Origin of the sequence: Streptomyces sp. NPDC053493 (assembly GCF_044544825.1) — a bacterium.
GTDB lineage: Bacteria > Actinomycetota > Actinomycetes > Streptomycetales > Streptomycetaceae > Streptomyces.
The window spans coordinates 341,295-357,804 of the sequence record NZ_JBITXS010000009.1 but is presented as its reverse complement, the minus strand read 5'-3'; the positions used below and the strand labels follow the sequence as shown (position 1 = coordinate 357,804).

Sequence of the window (16,510 nt, the reverse complement as noted above, 5' to 3'; positions counted from 1 at the left end):
GACTTCCTCCACACCTACAACCACCACCGCTGCCACACCGCACTCGACGGACACCCGCCCATCAGCCGCGTCAACAACCCTGCGGGTCAATACACTTAGGTCGTCCCTTCCGGAACTTGTCGGGCTCTCGACGCCCGGACACACGGCTCAGCGGGTGTCGTCCGGGAGATCGCGCGTGGCCCGTCCCGGGGCCGCGGCGCGGAAGACGTACGCCGTCATCGGCGCCGTGACCGGCCCCGGGCCCAGCCGGGCCGTCATCTCCGCGAGGACGGCGGCCCGGACCTCCGCTCCGTCGCCGCGCTCCTCGACGGCCGCGCGCACCGGCGTCCCGGTGAGATAGCCCGTGGCGAGGTCGGCGGTCGACGCGGCCCGGCCCTGGAGCGTCAGCTCCCGCCCGTCCTCGACGGCGAACCCGGCGGCCGTCAGATCGGCGGCCACGACGGCGGGATCGGCGTAACCGTGCGGAACCGTCGGGAAGAACCGCGGCGGGTCGGCCGGGAAGGCGCGCTCCAGACCCGCCTGCAGCGCGGCCTCGAAGGCGTGCGTGCCGAGCGGGCCCCAGGTGGTGAACAGGAACCGTCCGCCCGGGGCCAGCACCCGGCGGACCTCGGTAAAGGCCTCGACGCGGCCGGGGAAGAACATCACGCCGAACTGACAGACCACCAGGTCGAAGTCGCCGTCCGGGAAGGGCAGTCGCTGGGCGTCGGCCCGCCGCCACACCGCGTCCGGGGCCCGGGCGGCCCCGAAGGCGACCATGGCCTCGTTCAGGTCGGTGGCCGTGACCTCGGCCGCGGGCGCCGCGGCGAGCAGCGCCCTGGTCAGCACGCCGGTCCCCGCGGCCAGCTCGAGGACCCGGCCGGGGCGGAGGGCCGCCGCCCGGGCGGCCAAGTCCTTCGCGAAGGGCTCGAAGACCACCGGCACGAGGCAGCGCTCGTAGGCCTCGGGCATGGACCGCGACCACGACCGGTCGGCAGGGGTTCCCGTCATGCTCCCGACGCTACTGAACGTGAACCCGTGATGTCGGTTCGACTCGTGGTGGCGGCGTCAGGGTCCGAGACGTCGGCTGTTACCGGCAGCTACGACGGTGCCGGGGCCCGTTGTTGACCAGCAGCTTCGGGCTTCAACCGATTTCGGGTCCGCCGACCCGACGCTCACAGGGCCAGGTCGGTGCCGCTGGCCGGCTCTCAGGCGAACGGCACCGACATCACTCAACCGAGTTCAGCAGCGGGCGAGGGTCCAGTTCGTGAGGCGGTCCACGATGTCGAGTACCGACCTGCGTGCCCCGGCGGAGAGGAAAGCGAAGACGACGAACGAGGGGATGAGCGCCACAATCACGACCAACGCGGGCAGCAGACGGACCACGATGGTGCAGAAGTCCAGCAGGGCGCGGAGGGTCCGGGTCTGAGACAGGAGGTCGATCAAACGGTCCAGCAAGGTGCACTCCTCGGATACGCGAGCGGGGTCACCTGGTGTCCGACTGAGGGCATACGTCTCCCTCGGACGGTGCCTTGTCAGGGCAACCAAGTCAATGAAGAACCCCGCTGGCCCGCGTTTCACGAGTCAGCGGCAGGTTCGAAACCTGCTGCGCATCCCTGTCTCCCTGCATACCGACCTACGGCACCGGACAACAGTCCGGCGGCCAGCTGAATTTACTGACCGCCACATTGTCATTCAAGGGCGAGTTTTAGTCACTGTCTAGAAACGCTCGAAGCTACTGCCTAGCGCCGCCTCCGCGAGCCGCTGTCCCGCCACGGCGCGGGTGAACGCGTCCGGGTGGTCGAACATGATGTTGTGGCCGGCGCCGGGGACGGTCACGACGTCCACTCCGGCGGCCCGCAGGCCGCCGGCGCCCGGCAGCTCGCCGCTCAGCTCGCCCTGGAGGTAGACGCGGTCGATGCCGCGCGCCGCCCGGAACATCTCCCGCATCACCGGGTCCGTGCCGCGCACCAGGTGGGTGGCCGTGCGGTGCAGGGCGAGCGGGTCGGCGAGGCGCATGGTCGCCGCCCAGGTGGGGCCGACGCGTTCCAGGACGCGGGCGAAGCCCCCGCCCCGTACGAACTCCTCCTCGCTGTACGAGGCGATGCCGCTGCTTCCGGCGGTGGGCACGGGAAACGGGTCCAGATTGCCCTCGGTGACGACAAGACGGCCCACCAGGTCGGGCCTGCGGTGCGCGAGGACGATGCCGACCGCGCCGCCCATGCTGTGCCCGGCGATCACGCCGTCGCGCACGCCCGCCGCGTCGAGCGCGGCGGCCAGGGCGTCGGCGTGGTCCTCCAGCGTGTAGGCGAAGCCGGCGGGCCGGTCGCTGATGCCGTGTCCGGGCAGGTCCACGAAGAGGATCCGGCGGCCCGCGAGTGCGCGGCGCGCCGCGATGTGGGCGTGGTAGACGGTCGAGGCGGCGCCGAGCCCGTGCACGAACACCACCGCCGGCCCCTCCCCCGCCGCCTCGGTCCACCGGATCGCACTGCCCTGCTCGTCGAAGCGCGCCTCGCGCACGTCCGCTCCCCTCGTCGTCGGTTCGTCGGCCCTCGACACCCCGCGGCGCCGACACCCTGGTGCCTCGGCAGCACCGTACTACGGTGCCGTAGTACTACGCCACCGTAGTACACCGGCAGCGGAGGAAAGGGGAGAGAATGCGGGCATGCTGGAACTCTCGATCCTCGGCTTCCTCTACGAAGCCCCGCTGCACGGCTACGAACTGCGCAAGCGCATCACCGCCCTCACCGGCCATGTGCGTCCGGTCGGCGAGTCCACGCTCTACCCGGCGATCAAGCGCCTGGAGAAGGCCGGCCTCCTGGTCCGCGAGACCCGGCAGGGCCCCGCCGCCGCCCCGCGCCACGTCCTCACCCTCACCGAGGCCGGCCGGAGCGAGCTCCGCCGCCGCCTCGCCGAGCCCGAGGGTCCCGACGTGACCGACGAGAACCGCTGGTTCACCCTGCTCGCCTTCCTCCGCCACCTCGACGAGCCCGCCGCCCAGGCCGCCGTCCTGCGCCGCCGCCTCGCCTTCCTCGAGGAACCGGCCAGCTTCTTCTACGACGCCGACCGGCCGCTGCGCGCCGAGGAGCTCACCGATCCCTTCCGCCGTGGCATCCTCACCGTCGCCCGCGCCACCACCACCGCCGAACTCGCCTGGCTCCGCGCGACCCTGGCGGACCTGGAGGGCGCGGAGCACGCGGAGGAGCAGGTGCGCGCGGACGAGCGGGCGCGCGCCGCGACCTGACGTACCCGGAAGTAAAGCCACCGTCTTCCTGGCGTCGCGCACGGTGCGGGTGGTTGCCTGTACCGGTCAACGAACCGGAGTTCGAAAGGCGGACTTTCACGTGCGTCGCACCACCCGGCCCCTCCTCGCGAGGGGCCTTCTGACGAGAGGCCTGACGGCGACCGGAGGCGCGGCGGCGCTCCTCGCGGCGCTGCTCGTCCCGTCGGCCCAGGCCGCGGTCACCTCGCCGGCGCCGAGCGCGGTCACGGCCGACGCCGCCGCGGCCGAGGCGGCCACGCCCACGGTGTCGCCCATGGCGCAGACCGGTCCGCGCAACATCATCAAGCGCCTCTCGGACACCTACATCAGCACCGCGGACGACGCGGACCACTCGCAGGGGCACATCCTGCACGTCGGCACGCCCGACAACGGCACGACGAAGTACCGCAGCTTCCTGCGCTTCGACGTCTCCAAGCTGCGCGGCGCGCCCATCAAGAGCGCCAGCCTGCGCGTCTACAACTCCTTCGTCTCCGACTGCGCCGCCAAGGCCTGGATGGGCGTCTACCCGGTCAGCGAGGACTGGGACCAGTCCACGATCACCTGGGCGAACCAGCCGGCCGTCGGCGCCGGCAAGGCGACGTGGTTCGGCCTCGGCCACCCGGACTGCCCGGACGTGCCGAACAAGACCAACCCGGCGGCCTCCAACGGCATCCAGCGCATCGACGTCACCGACTGGGTGACCGGCTGGGCCAACGGCACCCTGCCCAACCACGGCATCCGCTTCTCGGCGCAGGAGGACCGTTCCTCCAGCTACAAGGACTTCTGCTCGATGAACCCGGTGTCGACGGACTACGCCTGTCACGCCGCGTACAACGCGCCGACGCTCGAGGTCGAGTTCAACGAGGGCCACACGCCCGTCCTCTCCGGCAACGCCTACGGCCCGTCCTCCCCGGGCGGCTATCCCGCGGCCCACGCGGCCCTGGAGTTCTTCGACTCCACCAAGCCGTCGGTCTGGCCCGCCTCGGGCCCGTACCAGCGCTGGATCCCCGACGCGTACCACTCGGTCTTCGACACCAGCCTGAAGGGCGACGACTGGCAGGGCGGCACCTCGCACAAGCTGCGTCCCGGCGGCGTCCACGGCGGCACCGTCCTGGTCACCGGTGACGGCGGCAGCGGCTTCGTCGGCGTGATCCCCTACCCGTCCCTCGCCGGCTACCACTGGGCCGTCAACGTCGGCGCGCCGGGCGACCTCCACGGCGTCGAGATGCTGCCCGACGGCACGGTCGTCGCCGCGTTCGCGAGCCGGATCCTCGGCAAGGACAAGGACGGCAAGGACGTCGCCGGCGGACTCCAGGTCTTCTCCAAGGCCCAGGGCGCGCCGGGCAACTGGAACGCCACGCCCGTCCAGAACGTGCCCCTCACCGGCGCGCACGAGGTCCTCTACGACCCCGCCGCGAACGTCCTGTGGGCCATCGGCAACGACGTCCTCGTGAAGTACCCGTACTCCGGCGGCCGGCTGGGCGCGGGCACCGCGTACCCGCTGCCCCTGCAGACGGGCGACAAGAGCGCGTACGGGCACGAGCTCACGCCGGTCTACGGCAACAGCGACCGGCTCTGGATCGGGGCGAACGGCGGCATCACGCAGTTCTCGAAGAGCCAGACCGTCGACTGCTACGACAACGAGAACACGGCCCTCCAGACCCGCTGGCCGCTCGCGAACTACGTCACCGGCGTCGAGAACCGCTGGTGCACCAACTACGCGAACGCCGCGGAGGTCACCAACCGCACCCTGGTCAAGAGCGTCGGCAACGACCCGGCCACCGGCGCCGTGGCCTCCACCTGCTCCCAGGGCTGCCCCGAGACGCAGACGGCGGGCAAGGCCTGGGAGACCAACTACGTCCGCTTCGTGCCCACCAGCGGACCGCAGTCGCTGGCGCAGGCCGACCCGGCCGGCCGCCGCTACAAGGCGACCTGGGCCGTGCCCGCCTACCAGTGAGACGGTAGGCGCCAGGCCGTGTTCACTCGTGCCGGGCCGTGGCCCGGCACGAGACGAACGCGGCCGCCGCCGCCAGGACGGGCGCGCCCGCGGCGGCGAGCCACGGGAACGGGGCGGCGGCCGTGCGCGACGCGGCCGTGACCAGGCAGGAGACCGCGGCGGCGGCCGGGGAACCGGTCGTCACCAGGGCGAGGAGGGAACCGAGCAGGAGCGCGGTGAGGGACCAGCCGCGGGAGGGGACCAGCGGACGGGTGGTCAGGGCGCCGATCGCCGCGCCCGTCAGGACGCACACGGTCGCGCCGACCAGCCCGGCCGCGGCCGGCGCGACACCGTGCCGGTCGCTGACCGCCGTGACCGCGAGCACCGTGACGGCGCCGACGAGGAGGACCGCGCCGGTGGCGGTGACCAGCGCCGCGAGGCGGGCGCGGGCCCGGCCGGCCGCCGCGGCGACCACGGCGCGGGCGGCGGGCGGCTCCTGGTTGAGGCAGATCCGCACGGCCCAGGCCGCCACCGGGACGAGACCGGCGACGGCGTAGCCGAGGGCCCCGAGCACCGGCTCGCCGGCCTGGAGGCCGACGCCGACGAACGCCGCGTAGAGGAAGAAGGGCGCCAGCCACCGCTGGGAGCGCAGGAGCAGGGCGGCCTGGTAGCGCAGCAGCGCGGTCATGCCGGTCATGCCCGTACGCCTTCGGTGCTCGGTTCGGGCTCGGTGCTCAGGTGCTCGATGTGCCAGCCCGCGTCGAGCAGACCGCGCAGCACGGCGTCCGAGCCGGCGGCGGCCACGGTGAGCGTCAGCCGGCCGTCGGCGTCCACGGCACCGCCGCCCGCCCCGGCGGGTACGCGGCCGCCGCCCGAGGCGCGGATACGGACGCGGGGCGAGGCGGGCGGTGCGGAGGCCGGCGCGGTGGGCGAGGCCGGCCCGAGCGGCACTGCCAACGCGGGTGGCGCGGGCGACGACGCCGGCGCGGGCTGCGAGGCCGGTGCGGGATCCAGGCGGCGCACTCCGCCCGCCGACACCTCGTAGGCGGCGTCCGCCTCGCCCGCGAGCCGCCGCGGGTCGTGGTCGACGAAGACGACCCGGCCGCCCGCCGCGACCCGTTCGCGCACCGCGCGGTCGAGTTCGGCGCGGGCGCCGGTGTCGAGCCCGGTCCAGGCCTCGTCGAGGACCAGGAGGCCGGGCTCGGCGAGCAACGCCTGGGCGACGGCCACCTTCTGGCTGGTGCCCTTGGAGAGTTCGCCGAGCGGAGTGTCGCGGTAGCGGGCGGCGCCGAAACGTTCCAGCCACTCCCCCGCCCGGCCGCGCGCGGTCCGCCCGCCCAGGCCCTGGATCCGGCCGAGGTGGGTGAGGTAGTCGCCGGCGGTCAGCGGCAGGGCGGCGGGGAAGCGCTCGGGGACGTACGCGGTACGGGCCGGCCGGCCGGTGATCCGGCCCTCGCTCGGCGCGTCGACACCGGCCACCAGCCGCAACAGCGTGGACTTGCCGGACCCGTTGGCGCCGGCGCACCGCACCAGGGTGCCGGCGGGCAGGCCGAGCCCCACCCCGCGCAGCACCCACCCGCCGCGCACGCCGTAGCGGCGTCCGACACCTTCGAGGATCACGGTCGCTCCGGTCGCTTCCGGCCCGGCGTCAGTTGGCGACCTTCTGCGGCGTCGCCTCGCTCGGCCGGACGATGACGAAGCCCTGGCCCTCCAGCTTGAGCTGGACCGCCTCGCCCGAACCGCCGCGGATCATCGAACCGAAGGACTGCGAGCGGTGCAGCGAGGTGTGCAGCTGCTCGCTCCAGCCGACGACGGCGTCGGTGTCGACGAAGACCGGGGCCTGCGGGGACACGGGAATGACGATCGGGTTGCCCTCGCACATCAGGGCGATCTTGCCCTGCCCGGTGAAGACGCTGTTGAACAGGCCGCCGCCGGTCATGCCGGCGCCCTTCACGGTCTTGATCTCGTAGTGGAGCGTGGAGTCGAAGCAGAGCACGTTGCGGCCGTTGACGGTCAGGGCGTCGCCCTGCTCGACCTCCACGATGAAACAGTTCTGCGCCTCGTGGGCGAACCACGCCTCGCCCTGACCGCGCACGGCCATCAGCGCCAGGCCCTCGCCGGTCACGGCACGCTTCAGCAGCCCCCCGAGGCCCTGGCTCTTGTGCTCGAACTGGAGGTTCCCCCGGAAGGCGATCATCGAGCCCTGACGGGCGTGCATCTCGCCGTTGACGGCGTACTTGACCGACTTGGCGTTCTGGAGGGTCATCCCCGGAAACGTCGAAGCCTCGGCGAGGTGGTCACTGGCGAAAAGATCACTCTTCATGAGGGCATCCTGTCCCGGAATCCCCCGCTCCGCCAAGAAACGGGACCTGCACCGCCAGCCACCCGGCCCGGTGGGAGACTTGGCGGGTGAGCAGCGATGACACCGGTCCCCGCGAGACCGGCGACCCCCGTGACGACAAGCCGCAGTTCGTGCTTCCGCTGGTCGTACGGATAGAACGCGCCGAGCCCCCGGCCCGTACCGACGCCCTGGAGACGGCCGCGCGCGCGGTGCTGGAGATCCTGGCCGACGAGCGGTCCCAGGGCGAGGGCGCCTGGGCCGAGGCCATGACGGACTGGCAGGACGCGCGGATCCGCAAGGTCGTGCGGCGGGCGCGCGGCGCGGAGTGGCGACGGGCCGAGGCGCTGCCGGGGATCACCCTGAGCGGCACGGGCGGCGCGGAGGTACGGGTCTTCCCGCCGGTGCCGCTGGACGGCTGGCCCAAGGACCTGGCCCGGCTCCAGGTGTCCGGCACGGACCTGGACGACCCGGCGGAGCCGGGGCCGGTGCCGGGCGACGCGGCCGTGCTGTGGCTCAACCCGGAGCTGGACATGTCGGCCGGCAAGACGATGGCGCAGGCCGGGCACGGCGCCCAGCTCCTGTGGTGGGCGCTGTCCGACGCCGACCGCAAGACCTGGCGGGACGCCGGCTTCCCGCTGGTGGTGCGCACGGCCGCGGTCGACCGCTGGGCCCGGCTCACGGCGAGCGGGCTGCCGGTGGTGCGGGACGCGGGCTTCACGGAGATCGCGCCGGGTTCCTGCACGGTGGTGTCGGAATTCCCGGCGCTGGGCCTCCGGGCGGGCTGAGTCCCTGACTCCACGGCCTCCCGAGCCGGGCCGAGGCCGGGCCCGAGGCGAGCCGAAGCCGGGCCCGAGCCGGGCCTGCGCGGGGGCGAACCTCAAATCAACCTCTGAACGTCCCTCTCCTCGGATTCGGACGACGGCTTGTGGGCCATCACGTCAGGGACCGAAGGAGGGGGACATGGGGGATCTGAAGGACCCGGCCGAGCTGGGCGTCGGCATCGGCTGGCGGCCGGAGATCGCGGAGGCGGTCGAGGCGCTGCCGGGCGTGGACTGGGTGGAGGTCGTCGCGGAGAACATCTGCGCCGACCACCTGCCCGACTCGCTGCGGCGCCTGCGGGCGCGCGGGACGACGGTCGTGCCGCACGGGGTGTCGCTGGGCCTCGGCGGCGCCGACCGGCCGGACGCCGGGCGGCTCGCGTCGCTCGCGGAGAAGGCGGAGGCGCTCGGGGCGCCGCTGGTGACGGAGCACATCGCGTTCGTACGGGCCGGCGGACCGCTCACCGCGACGCCGCTCCTGGAGGCCGGGCACCTGCTGCCCGTGCCGCGCACCTGGGACGCGCTCGACGTGCTGTGCGAGAACGTCCGCATCGCGCAGGACGCGCTGCCCGTGCCGCTGGCGCTCGAGAACATCGCGGCGCTGGTGGCGTGGCCGGGCGAGGAGCTGACGGAGGGACAGTTCCTCTCCGAGCTGGTGGAGCGCACCGGCGTGCGGCTCCTGATCGACGTGGCCAACCTCCACACCAACCACGTCAACCGGGGCGAGGACCCGGCCGAGGCACTGGCCTCGCTGCCGGTGGAGGCCCTCGCGTACGTCCACGTGGCCGGCGGCCTGGAGCGTGACGGCGTCTGGCACGACACCCACGCCCACCCGGTGCCCGGCGCCGTCCTGGACATCCTCGCCGACCTGTCGTCCCGCGTCACGCCACCGGGCGTCCTGCTGGAGCGCGACGACCACTTCCCGCCACCCGAGGAGCTGGCCGCCGAACTCACCACCATCCGCCGGACCCTGGCCGCCGCCCGGCCCCGTCCTCTCCTCATCGGCGCGGGCGCCCGCGTCTCGGGCGGCGCGATGCCGACCCGCCCGGCCGCCGCCGCGCCGGCCGCCTCCGCCCCGCCCGGCCACCCGCCGGCGGACCCGCGGACCGCTCCCGATCGCGCCGAGCGGCCCGAGCGCCCCGAGCACGCCGGCACCGCCGGCACCCGCGCCGTGCGGCAGCGCGTCGGCGTCGCGGAGGCGGCGCTGTTGTCGGCGCTCGTCGCGGGGACGCCGGCGCCGGAGGGCTTCGACGTGCGGCGGCTGGGGGTGCAGAGCCGGGCGCTGGCCGGGAAGCGGGCGGACGTGGTGGCGAAGGTGGCTCCCGAGCTGCCGGAGATCCTGGGCGACGACTACCGGCCCGCGTTCCTCGCGTACGCCAGGAGCCGTCCCATGACGGACGGCTACCGGCACGACGCCCTCGACTTCGTCGAAGGGCTGCTCGTGGCGGGCCGGCCCGAGGACGCGGCGGCCCGGCGGCGGCTCACCGACTGGTGGCGGGAGCGCGCGGGCGTCCGGCCGCCGGGACCCGCCGCCCGGCTCGCGCACCGGGTGCGCGGGGTCGTGCGGGACGCGGCCTCCCGGGCCGCCGGCCGCCGTGGGCCCGTGGAGGTGAGCGGGTCGTGACCACCTCCGTCGTCGTCTTCTACGTGCTCGGGGCCGGCGCCGTCGCCCTGCTGCTCGTGCTGCGGAACAAGGCCCGGCGCGGCTCCGGCGGGCCGCTGCACGACCGCTACGAGGCCGCGTTCCTGAACGGCGGCCCGGCGCGGGTCGTCGACAGCGCGCTCGCCGGCCTCCACCACGACGGCCGGCTCGCGGTCGGCGGGCCTGGCATCGTGCGGGTCCTGCGGCCGGTCGCGTACGACCCGGTCGAGCGGGCGGTGCTCCAGGAGCTGGGCGCCGCCCCGCACGGCGCGCTCGCGCCGCTGCGGTACGCCGTGATGCGGCACCCGGCGGTGCAGGAGACCGGCGGCGCGCTCGCCGACCGCGGGCTCATCATGGAGCCGCGGGCCCGGCGTGCGCTGAGCCGCTGGAGCATGGGACTGTCGATCGTCGCGGTGCTGATGGCGCCGGTGAGCGTGATGATGACCGTGGTCGAGTTCATGGGCCCGGGCGATCACGCGCCGTTCGTCCTGCGGGTGCTGCCCGTCCTCGCCGCCGTGCTCGCGACGGGCGTGGTGTGCGCGACGGCGGCCGCGGGCCGGGTGACGCCGGCGGGCCGGGCCGCGGTCGGCTCGTACGGGCGGGAGCACCTCCACGAGGCGCACCCCGGCATGCTGGTCGCCCTGCACGGGCTGCGCGCGCTGCCGGACCCGGTGCTGCGGGAGCAGTTGGCCACGGCGGCCCGGACCCGGCTTCCGTCGCCGGTCCGCCCGTCCTCGTCCTCTTCCTCCTCCACCTGGTCCGACGACGCCGCCGTCCTGCCCGTGACGTGGTGCGCGGCATCGGCCGGCGGTGAGGGCGGCGGCTGCGGTGGCGGCAGCTCCTGCTCGTCCGGCGGAAGCTCGTGCTCCGCGGGCGGGAGTTCCTGCTCCTCCGGCGGGAGCTCGTGTTCGTCCGGCGGGAGTTCGTGCTCGTCGGGCGGGAGTTCGTGCTCGTCGTCCTCCAGCTCCTGCTCGTCGTCCTCCAGTTCCTGCTCCTCCAGCAGCAGTTCGTGCTCCTCCAGCAGCTCCTGAGCCCGGCCCGGGTCCGCCTTTCGGGTACATGACAGGCGACACCCGTCGTCGATCCTGTACAAGTGGGCTGCTCTCTCCGACCATCCCCGTGTCGCCCCGCGCCCGCGGCTACGAAGGGATGCGTCGATGAAGTCCGTCGCGCTGCTGCTGTCCGCCGTCCTCGCCCCGACCGTCGTGGCCGCCCCGCGCGCCGACGCGCCGCCCGCCGAGAGCCGCGGCGTCCTCGTCGCCGCGCGGGCCGCGGCGGCCGAGGGCATCCGGTTCGGGCCCTGCCCGGCGGTGGAGAGGCTGCCGTCGCCCGTGCGGTGCGGCATCCTGCGCGTCCCGCTCGACTACGCGCACCCGGACGGCGCCCGCATCCCGCTCACCGTCAGCCGCGTCCCCGCCTCGGGCCCGGCCTCCGGCCGGCAGGGCGCGCTGGTCTACAACCCGGGCGGCCCGGGCTCGTCCTCGACCTTCTTCCCGCTCGTGGCCGACCTGCCCGCCTGGAAGCGCGTCTCCGCCGCGTACGACCTCGTCGGTTACGCCCCGCGCGGCGTCGGCCGCTCCGCGCCCGTCTCCTGCCAGGACCCGGCCGACCGGCCCAAGGGCCCGACGCTCGCGCCGACCGTGCCGTCCGAGGTCTTCAAGCAGGAGCGGATCGCCCGCGCCAGGACGTACGCGCAGGGCTGCGCCCGCCGCACCGGGCCCGCCCTGCAGCACTACCACTCGCTCAACAACGCCCGTGACCTGGAGGTGCTGCGCGCCGCGCTCGGCGAGCCGCGCCTCACGTACATGGGCGCGTCCTACGGCACGTACTTCGGCGCGCTGTACGCGACGCTGTTCCCGCACCGGGTCCGCCGGATGGTCTTCGACGCGCCGGTCGACCCGTCGCCGGAGCGGATCTGGTACGTCGACAACCTCGACCAGTCGCTCGCCTTCGAGCGCCGCTGGGCCGACTTCCGCGGCTGGGCGGCGAAGCACGACCGGGTGTACGGGCTCGGCGCCACGGCCACCGAGGTGGGCGAGAACTACGAGCGGGTGCGCGCCGAGCTGGCCGCCGCCCCGGCGGGCGGCAAGGTCGGGCCCGGGCAGCTGCACGGGGCGATGCTCCAGGCGCTGTACGACGACCGCTTCTGGGCGGCGCGGGCGGGCGCCCTCGGCGCGTATCTGAAGGGCGACGCGAAGCCGCTGATCGCCCAGGCCGGGCCCGCCGAGGCGCCCCGCACCGGCCGCGCGGAGGCCGGCGACCCGGGCAACGCGGCCGCCGTCTACACGGCGGTGGAGTGCAACGACGCGCCCTGGCCGGAGGACTTCGCGCGGTGGGACCGGGACAACACCCGGCTCGCCGCGCTCGCCCCGTTCGAGACCTGGGACAACGTGTGGGCGAACCTGCCCTGCGCCTACTGGAAGGGGCCGCGCCAGAAGCCGCTGGACGTGCGCACCGGTCCGGGAGTGCTGCCGCCGGTGCTGATCCTGGCGGCCGAGCGGGACGCGGCGGCGCCGTACGAAGGGGCGCGGGAGCTGCACCGCAGGCTGGCGGGCTCGGCCCTGGTGACCGAGCGGGGCGCCGGGACGCACGGCATCGGAGGCGGTCCGAACGCCTGCGTGAACGGCCATCTGGAGCGTTACCTGCTCACCGGGGCCGTGCCCGGCACGACGGCCGGGGAGGAAGGGACGCCGGTGCGGCGCGCGTCATGCGCGCCGCACCCGGAGCCGGACCCGGTGTCGCTGGAGCGGCAGGCGGCGGTCCGCCGGCCGTCTGATCTTCCGGGTCGAGGGATCACCGCCCGGCTGGGAGCGGGGCGGTGACCGGGTCGGGAGTGCCGGTGCGGGGCGGCCGTCAGGCCAGGCCCGCCACCAGGTCGGCGACGCTCTTGCGACGGCCGGTGTAGAACGGGATCTCCTCGCGGACGTGCATCCGCGCCTCGGAGGCGCGCAGATGACGCATGAGGTCGACGATCCGGTAGAGCTCGTCGGCCTCGAAGGCGAGGATCCACTCGTAGTCGCCGAGCGAGAAGGAGGCGACCGTGTTGGCGCGCACGTCCGGGAAGCCGCGGGCCATCTTGCCGTGGTCGGCGAGCATCCGGCGGCGGTCCTCGTCCGGCAGCAGGTACCAGTCGTAGGAGCGCACGAACGGGTAGACCGAGACGTAGTCGCGCGGGGTCTCGTCGGCCAGGAAGGCCGGGATGTGCGACTTGTTGAACTCGGCCGGGCGGTGCAGCGCCATGTTCGACCAGACGGGCTCGAGGGCGCGGCCGAGCTTGGTGCGGCGGAAGAGGTTGTACGCCTCCTGGAGCTGGTCGCTCGTCTCGGCGTGCCACCAGATCATGACGTCGGCGTCCGCGCGCAGACCGGAGAGGTCGTACGTGCCGCGGATCGTGATGTCCTTGGCGGCGAGCTGGTCGAACAGCTCCTGGACCTCGTCGGCGTAGCCGCTCCGGTCCTCGGGCAGAACGTCGCGCAGCTTGAACACGGACCACAGGGTGTAGCGGATGACCTCGTTGAGGTCCTTCGCCTTCTTACCGGCGTTCGGGATCTTTTCGGGCGCACTCATACGCCTATTCTCGCCCGTCACGGACAGTGCCCCGCACCAGGGTCCGGTGTTTTCGACGTGGCGATGATCTCGTCCAGAATCTCGTCGGCGGCGCGCCGGCCCGAGGCGACGCACGCGGGGATGCCGACGCCCTCGTACGCGGCGCCGGCGAGGCGCAGTGCGGGCAGGGCGGCGACGGCGGTGCGCACCCGTTCGACGCGGGCGAGGTGGCCGACCGGGTACTGCGGCAGCCCGTCGATCCAGCGGGTCACGGTGGTGGCGACGGGCCGGGCGGCGAGGCCGGTGGCGGCGGCGAGGTCCTTGAGGGAGACGTCGACCAGGTCGGCGTCCTCGCGGCGCAGCTGCTCCTCCTCGCCGTGGCGGCCGACGGAGGTGCGCAGGATCAGCAGGTCGGGCGCGGCCTCGGCGACCCAGCCCCACTTCTGGCTGGAGAAGGTGGAGGCCTTGACGGTGCGGCCGTCGACGGGCGGCACGAGGAAGCCGGAGCCGGGCAGGGCGGCCGGGTCGCGCAGGTCGGCGCGCCGGAAGGCGAGGGTGACCAGGGCCATGGAGGCGTACTCGACGGCGCCGAGCTCGGCGGAGGCGGCGGGCGCGTGGCCGGCGAGGAGCGCGGCGGCGGGCCCGGCGGGCGTGGCGAGGACGACGGCGTCGACGGTGTACGTACGCCGCGGCGTCACCACCTGCCAGCGCGCACCGGACGCCCGGGCCTCGGCCCCGGCCTCGGCGGTCCCGGCCCCTTCCTCGGTTCCGGTGCGGCGCAGTGCGGTCACCGGCGTCCCGGTCAGGATCGTGCCGCCCGCCGCGCGGATCGCGTCGGCGACCGCGCCCGGCAGGGTGCCGATGCCGCCCCGGATGCCGGCGAAGGCCGCGCCGCCCAGACCGGTGGCGGCGCCCGCGGCGTCGGCGGGCGTGGCCGCGCCGGCCCGCTGCACGGCGCGGACGGCCTCACCCAGCGTGCCGTGGGCACGGGCGGCGTCGAAGAGCTTGGGAACGGCCGCCTTCATGGAGATGCGGTAGGCGTCGCCGGCGTAGACGCCGCCGAGGAGCGGCTCGACGAGGCGGTCGACGACCTCGTGGCCCATGCGTTCGGCCACGTACGCGCCGATGGCGACGTCGTCGCCGATCTCGGTCGGCGGGAGTTCGCGGTCGCGGCCGACCCGGCGGACGGACTCGGCCGACAGCAGGCCCTCGACGGCGCGCCCGTCGGCCGGGACGCCCATGACGTGGCCCTTGGGCATGGGCACGAGTTCGCCGCGGGACCACACCGACGCGGTGGTGGTGGCCGGGGTCTGGAGCCGGTCGCCGAGGCCGACCTGTGCGGCGAGCGCGACGGCCTCGGGGCGGCGGGCGAGCAGCGACTCGGCGCCGAGGTCGACGGGAGCGCCGGCGATCTCGCCGGCGAGCAGCTTGCCGCCGAGCCGGTCGCCCCCTTCGAGGAGGGTGACCCGGGCGCCGGCCGTGACGAGGCGGTGGGCCGCGGCCAGGCCGGCGATGCCGCCTCCGACGACGACCACGTCCGGTCCGCCGCCCTGGGCCTGCTGCTCGTGCGCGTTCGTGGGGCTCATGGGACCACTCTCTCAAATCGCCCGCCCGCCGCCGTTCCGAGGCCCGACCGTGACCGCTTCGCTACCGCCGGGACGGCAACCCGGCCCCCGGCCCGTACGTCCAACGGGCATCAGCCATCACCACCTTGGGGGGACCACTGTGCGGGGAGCGAGAAGAACGGCCGCGGCGCTGCTGGCGGCGGCGCTGTTCCTGACGGGCTGCGGGGCGGGTGCCGCGGACTCGGGCGGGGACGCCAAGAGCGCGGGCGCGCAGAAGCCGGGCGGCGAGGGCGGCGCGGGCGCCGCCGACCAGGCCGCGGGCGCGTCGGGCGCCGAGCGGGCGCCCGACACGGCCTCGGGAACGGCCTCCGGGCCGGACGGCAAGCCGAAGGCGCCCGGGCAGCAGCAGCCCGGGCAGCAGCACGTCATCCGGACCGCCGAACTGTCCGTGGAGGCCGAGGACGCGGCCAAGGCGCTGGCGACGGCCCGCCGGGTGGCGGGCGCGGCGGGCGGCCACGTCGAGAACGAGACGACGGAGCGGGTCGACGACACGCACGTCACCTCGCGGGTCGTGCTGCGCGTGCCGCAGGAGCGGTACGACGCGGTGCTCGCCGAGCTGGCGGGCACCGGCAAGCTGTTGTCGCGCAAGGCGGGCGCCAAGGACGTCACCGAGCAGGTGGTGGACGTGGAGAGCCGGATCGCCACGCAGCGGGCGAGCGTGGCGCGGGTGCGGGCGCTGATGGACCGGGCGACGCGGCTGGCCGACGTGGTCACGCTGGAAGGCGAACTGAGCCGGCGTCAGGCCGACCTGGAGTCGCTGCTCGCGCAGCAGGCCTCGCTGAAGGACCGCACGACGATGGCGACGATCACGCTCGAGCTCGTCGAGAAGGAGAGCGAGGCGGCCTCCGAGGACGGGGACGGGGACAGGCCGGGCTTCCTGGACGCGCTCGGCGGCTGGGACGCGCTGGTCTCGGCGGCCGCCTGGGTCCTGGTGGTGCTCGCGGCCCTCGCCCCGTGGCTGGCCGCGGCGGCTCTCGCGTACGCGGTCTGGCGTCTGCTCGTCCGCCCGCGCCTGCCCCGGCGCGAGCCGGCCACGAAGCCGGCGCGGGCGCCGGAGCCCGGTCCGTGGGCACCGCGTGACGGGCGCCCGGCGAACGCGGCCGGCGTGCCCGCCGCCCGGTCCGGCGACGGCGACGGCGACGCACACGGTGACGGTCACGGCGGCCGTGACGCCGGCGGTGACGGTCACGGCGGCCGTGACGCCGGCGGTGACGGTCACGGCGGCCGGACCGACGGCGGTGACGCCGGCGGCGGCCGGACCGACGGCGGTGACGCCGGCGGCGGCCGGACCGACGGCGGTGACGCCGGCGGCGGCCGGACCGACGGCGGGGACTCCGGCCGAACGGGCCCGTCGTCGTAGCGTG

Annotated in this window: 15 protein-coding genes and 1 pseudogene; 8 read left to right on the top strand and 8 right to left on the bottom strand. The window is 74.8% G+C overall.

Annotated features, from left to right (window positions below; genetic code table 11):
- A pseudogene (locus ACIGO8_RS25600) lies at positions 1–99 on the top strand (IS481 family transposase); the annotation flags it as partial.
- 48 nt (positions 100–147) lie between these two features.
- Here ACIGO8_RS25600 and ACIGO8_RS25595 read toward each other — a convergent pair.
- The 3 genes from ACIGO8_RS25595 to ACIGO8_RS25585 form a co-directional block, all read right to left on the bottom strand.
- On the bottom strand, positions 148–987 hold the full coding sequence (locus ACIGO8_RS25595; protein ID WP_399735053.1) for a class I SAM-dependent methyltransferase: 840 nt from the start codon (positions 985–987) through the stop codon (positions 148–150).
- Positions 988–1,218: 231 nt separating this feature from the next.
- Positions 1,219–1,434 (bottom strand): hypothetical protein, encoded by a 216-nt coding sequence (locus tag ACIGO8_RS25590; RefSeq protein WP_399735050.1) that lies wholly within the window; start codon positions 1,432–1,434, stop codon positions 1,219–1,221.
- Positions 1,435–1,695: 261 nt separating this feature from the next.
- Positions 1,696–2,496 carry an alpha/beta fold hydrolase gene (locus tag ACIGO8_RS25585; protein ID WP_399735047.1) on the bottom strand — a complete coding sequence of 267 codons (801 nt, stop codon included), beginning with the start codon at positions 2,494–2,496 and terminating at the stop codon, positions 1,696–1,698.
- A gap of 145 nt (positions 2,497–2,641) precedes the next feature.
- Here ACIGO8_RS25585 and ACIGO8_RS25580 point away from each other — a divergent pair, with 145 nt between their 5' ends.
- Positions 2,642–3,220, top strand: a complete 579-nt coding sequence (locus ACIGO8_RS25580) for a PadR family transcriptional regulator (protein ID WP_399735044.1) — start codon at positions 2,642–2,644, stop codon at positions 3,218–3,220.
- 100 nt (positions 3,221–3,320) lie between these two features.
- Positions 3,321–5,195 (top strand): DUF6528 family protein, encoded by a 1,875-nt coding sequence (locus ACIGO8_RS25575; RefSeq protein ID WP_399735041.1) that lies wholly within the window; start codon positions 3,321–3,323, stop codon positions 5,193–5,195.
- 22 nt (positions 5,196–5,217) lie between these two features.
- On the opposite strand, the gene ACIGO8_RS25570 is transcribed toward ACIGO8_RS25575, so the two are convergent.
- Genes ACIGO8_RS25570 through ACIGO8_RS25560 form a run of 3 tightly spaced genes read right to left on the bottom strand, consistent with a single transcriptional unit; the run spans position 5,218 to position 7,497 of the window.
- Entirely contained in the window at positions 5,218–5,862 is a 645-nt protein-coding gene (locus ACIGO8_RS25570; protein ID WP_399735078.1) for an ABC transporter, read from the bottom strand.
- A 5-nt stretch (positions 5,863–5,867) separates the two neighbouring features.
- A complete protein-coding gene (locus ACIGO8_RS25565) occupies positions 5,868–6,794 on the bottom strand; it encodes an ATP-binding cassette domain-containing protein (protein WP_399735039.1) in 927 nt (308 codons plus the stop codon).
- A gap of 28 nt (positions 6,795–6,822) precedes the next feature.
- Positions 6,823–7,497, bottom strand: a complete 675-nt coding sequence (locus tag ACIGO8_RS25560) for an AIM24 family protein (protein WP_399735036.1) — start codon at positions 7,495–7,497, stop codon at positions 6,823–6,825.
- Positions 7,498–7,583: 86 nt separating this feature from the next.
- Here ACIGO8_RS25560 and ACIGO8_RS25555 point away from each other — a divergent pair, with 86 nt between their 5' ends.
- The 4 genes from ACIGO8_RS25555 to ACIGO8_RS25540 all read left to right on the top strand — a co-directional run bounded on the left by ACIGO8_RS25555 (position 7,584) and on the right by ACIGO8_RS25540 (position 12,797).
- Positions 7,584–8,300 carry a peptidyl-tRNA hydrolase gene (locus ACIGO8_RS25555; RefSeq protein ID WP_399735034.1) on the top strand — a complete coding sequence of 239 codons (717 nt, stop codon included), beginning with the start codon at positions 7,584–7,586 and terminating at the stop codon, positions 8,298–8,300.
- Positions 8,301–8,475: 175 nt separating this feature from the next.
- A complete protein-coding gene (locus ACIGO8_RS25550; RefSeq protein ID WP_399735031.1) occupies positions 8,476–9,957 on the top strand; it encodes a DUF692 family multinuclear iron-containing protein in 1,482 nt (493 codons plus the stop codon).
- Complete coding sequence (locus tag ACIGO8_RS25545; protein WP_399735029.1) at positions 9,954–11,006, top strand: TIGR04222 domain-containing membrane protein; 1,053 nt, start codon at positions 9,954–9,956, stop codon at positions 11,004–11,006. Before ACIGO8_RS25550 ends, ACIGO8_RS25545 begins: the two co-directional genes overlap by 4 nt.
- Positions 11,007–11,132: 126 nt before the next feature.
- A complete protein-coding gene (locus ACIGO8_RS25540; RefSeq protein ID WP_399735026.1) occupies positions 11,133–12,797 on the top strand; it encodes an alpha/beta hydrolase in 1,665 nt (554 codons plus the stop codon).
- Between the two features lie 31 nt (positions 12,798–12,828).
- On the opposite strand, the gene hemQ is transcribed toward ACIGO8_RS25540, so the two are convergent.
- Complete coding sequence (hemQ, locus tag ACIGO8_RS25535; protein ID WP_399735024.1) at positions 12,829–13,542, bottom strand: hydrogen peroxide-dependent heme synthase; 714 nt, start codon at positions 13,540–13,542, stop codon at positions 12,829–12,831.
- Positions 13,543–13,559: 17 nt separating this feature from the next.
- The gene (gene hemG, locus ACIGO8_RS25530) at positions 13,560–15,107 is read right to left on the bottom strand and encodes a protoporphyrinogen oxidase (protein WP_399735021.1); all 1,548 of its coding nucleotides are present in this window, start codon (positions 15,105–15,107) and stop codon (positions 13,560–13,562) included.
- A gap of 139 nt (positions 15,108–15,246) precedes the next feature.
- Here hemG and ACIGO8_RS25525 point away from each other — a divergent pair, with 139 nt between their 5' ends.
- A complete protein-coding gene (locus tag ACIGO8_RS25525; protein ID WP_399735019.1) occupies positions 15,247–16,506 on the top strand; it encodes a DUF4349 domain-containing protein in 1,260 nt (419 codons plus the stop codon).
- Positions 16,507–16,510 lie beyond the last annotated feature (4 nt).

Coding starts and splice junctions, on each gene's coding strand:
- ACIGO8_RS25595 (WP_399735053.1), bottom strand. CDS start 987: ATGACGGGAACCCCTGCCGACCGGTCGTGGTCGCGGTCCATGCCCGAG.
- ACIGO8_RS25580 (WP_399735044.1), top strand. CDS start 2,642: ATGCTGGAACTCTCGATCCTCGGCTTCCTCTACGAAGCCCCGCTGCAC.
- ACIGO8_RS25570 (WP_399735078.1), bottom strand. CDS start 5,862: ATGACCGCGCTGCTGCGCTACCAGGCCGCCCTGCTCCTGCGCTCCCAG.
- ACIGO8_RS25560 (WP_399735036.1), bottom strand. CDS start 7,497: ATGAAGAGTGATCTTTTCGCCAGTGACCACCTCGCCGAGGCTTCGACG.
- ACIGO8_RS25550 (WP_399735031.1), top strand. CDS start 8,476: ATGGGGGATCTGAAGGACCCGGCCGAGCTGGGCGTCGGCATCGGCTGG.
- ACIGO8_RS25540 (WP_399735026.1), top strand. CDS start 11,133: ATGAAGTCCGTCGCGCTGCTGCTGTCCGCCGTCCTCGCCCCGACCGTC.
- hemQ (WP_399735024.1), bottom strand. CDS start 13,542: ATGAGTGCGCCCGAAAAGATCCCGAACGCCGGTAAGAAGGCGAAGGAC.
- hemG (WP_399735021.1), bottom strand. CDS start 15,107: ATGAGCCCCACGAACGCGCACGAGCAGCAGGCCCAGGGCGGCGGACCG.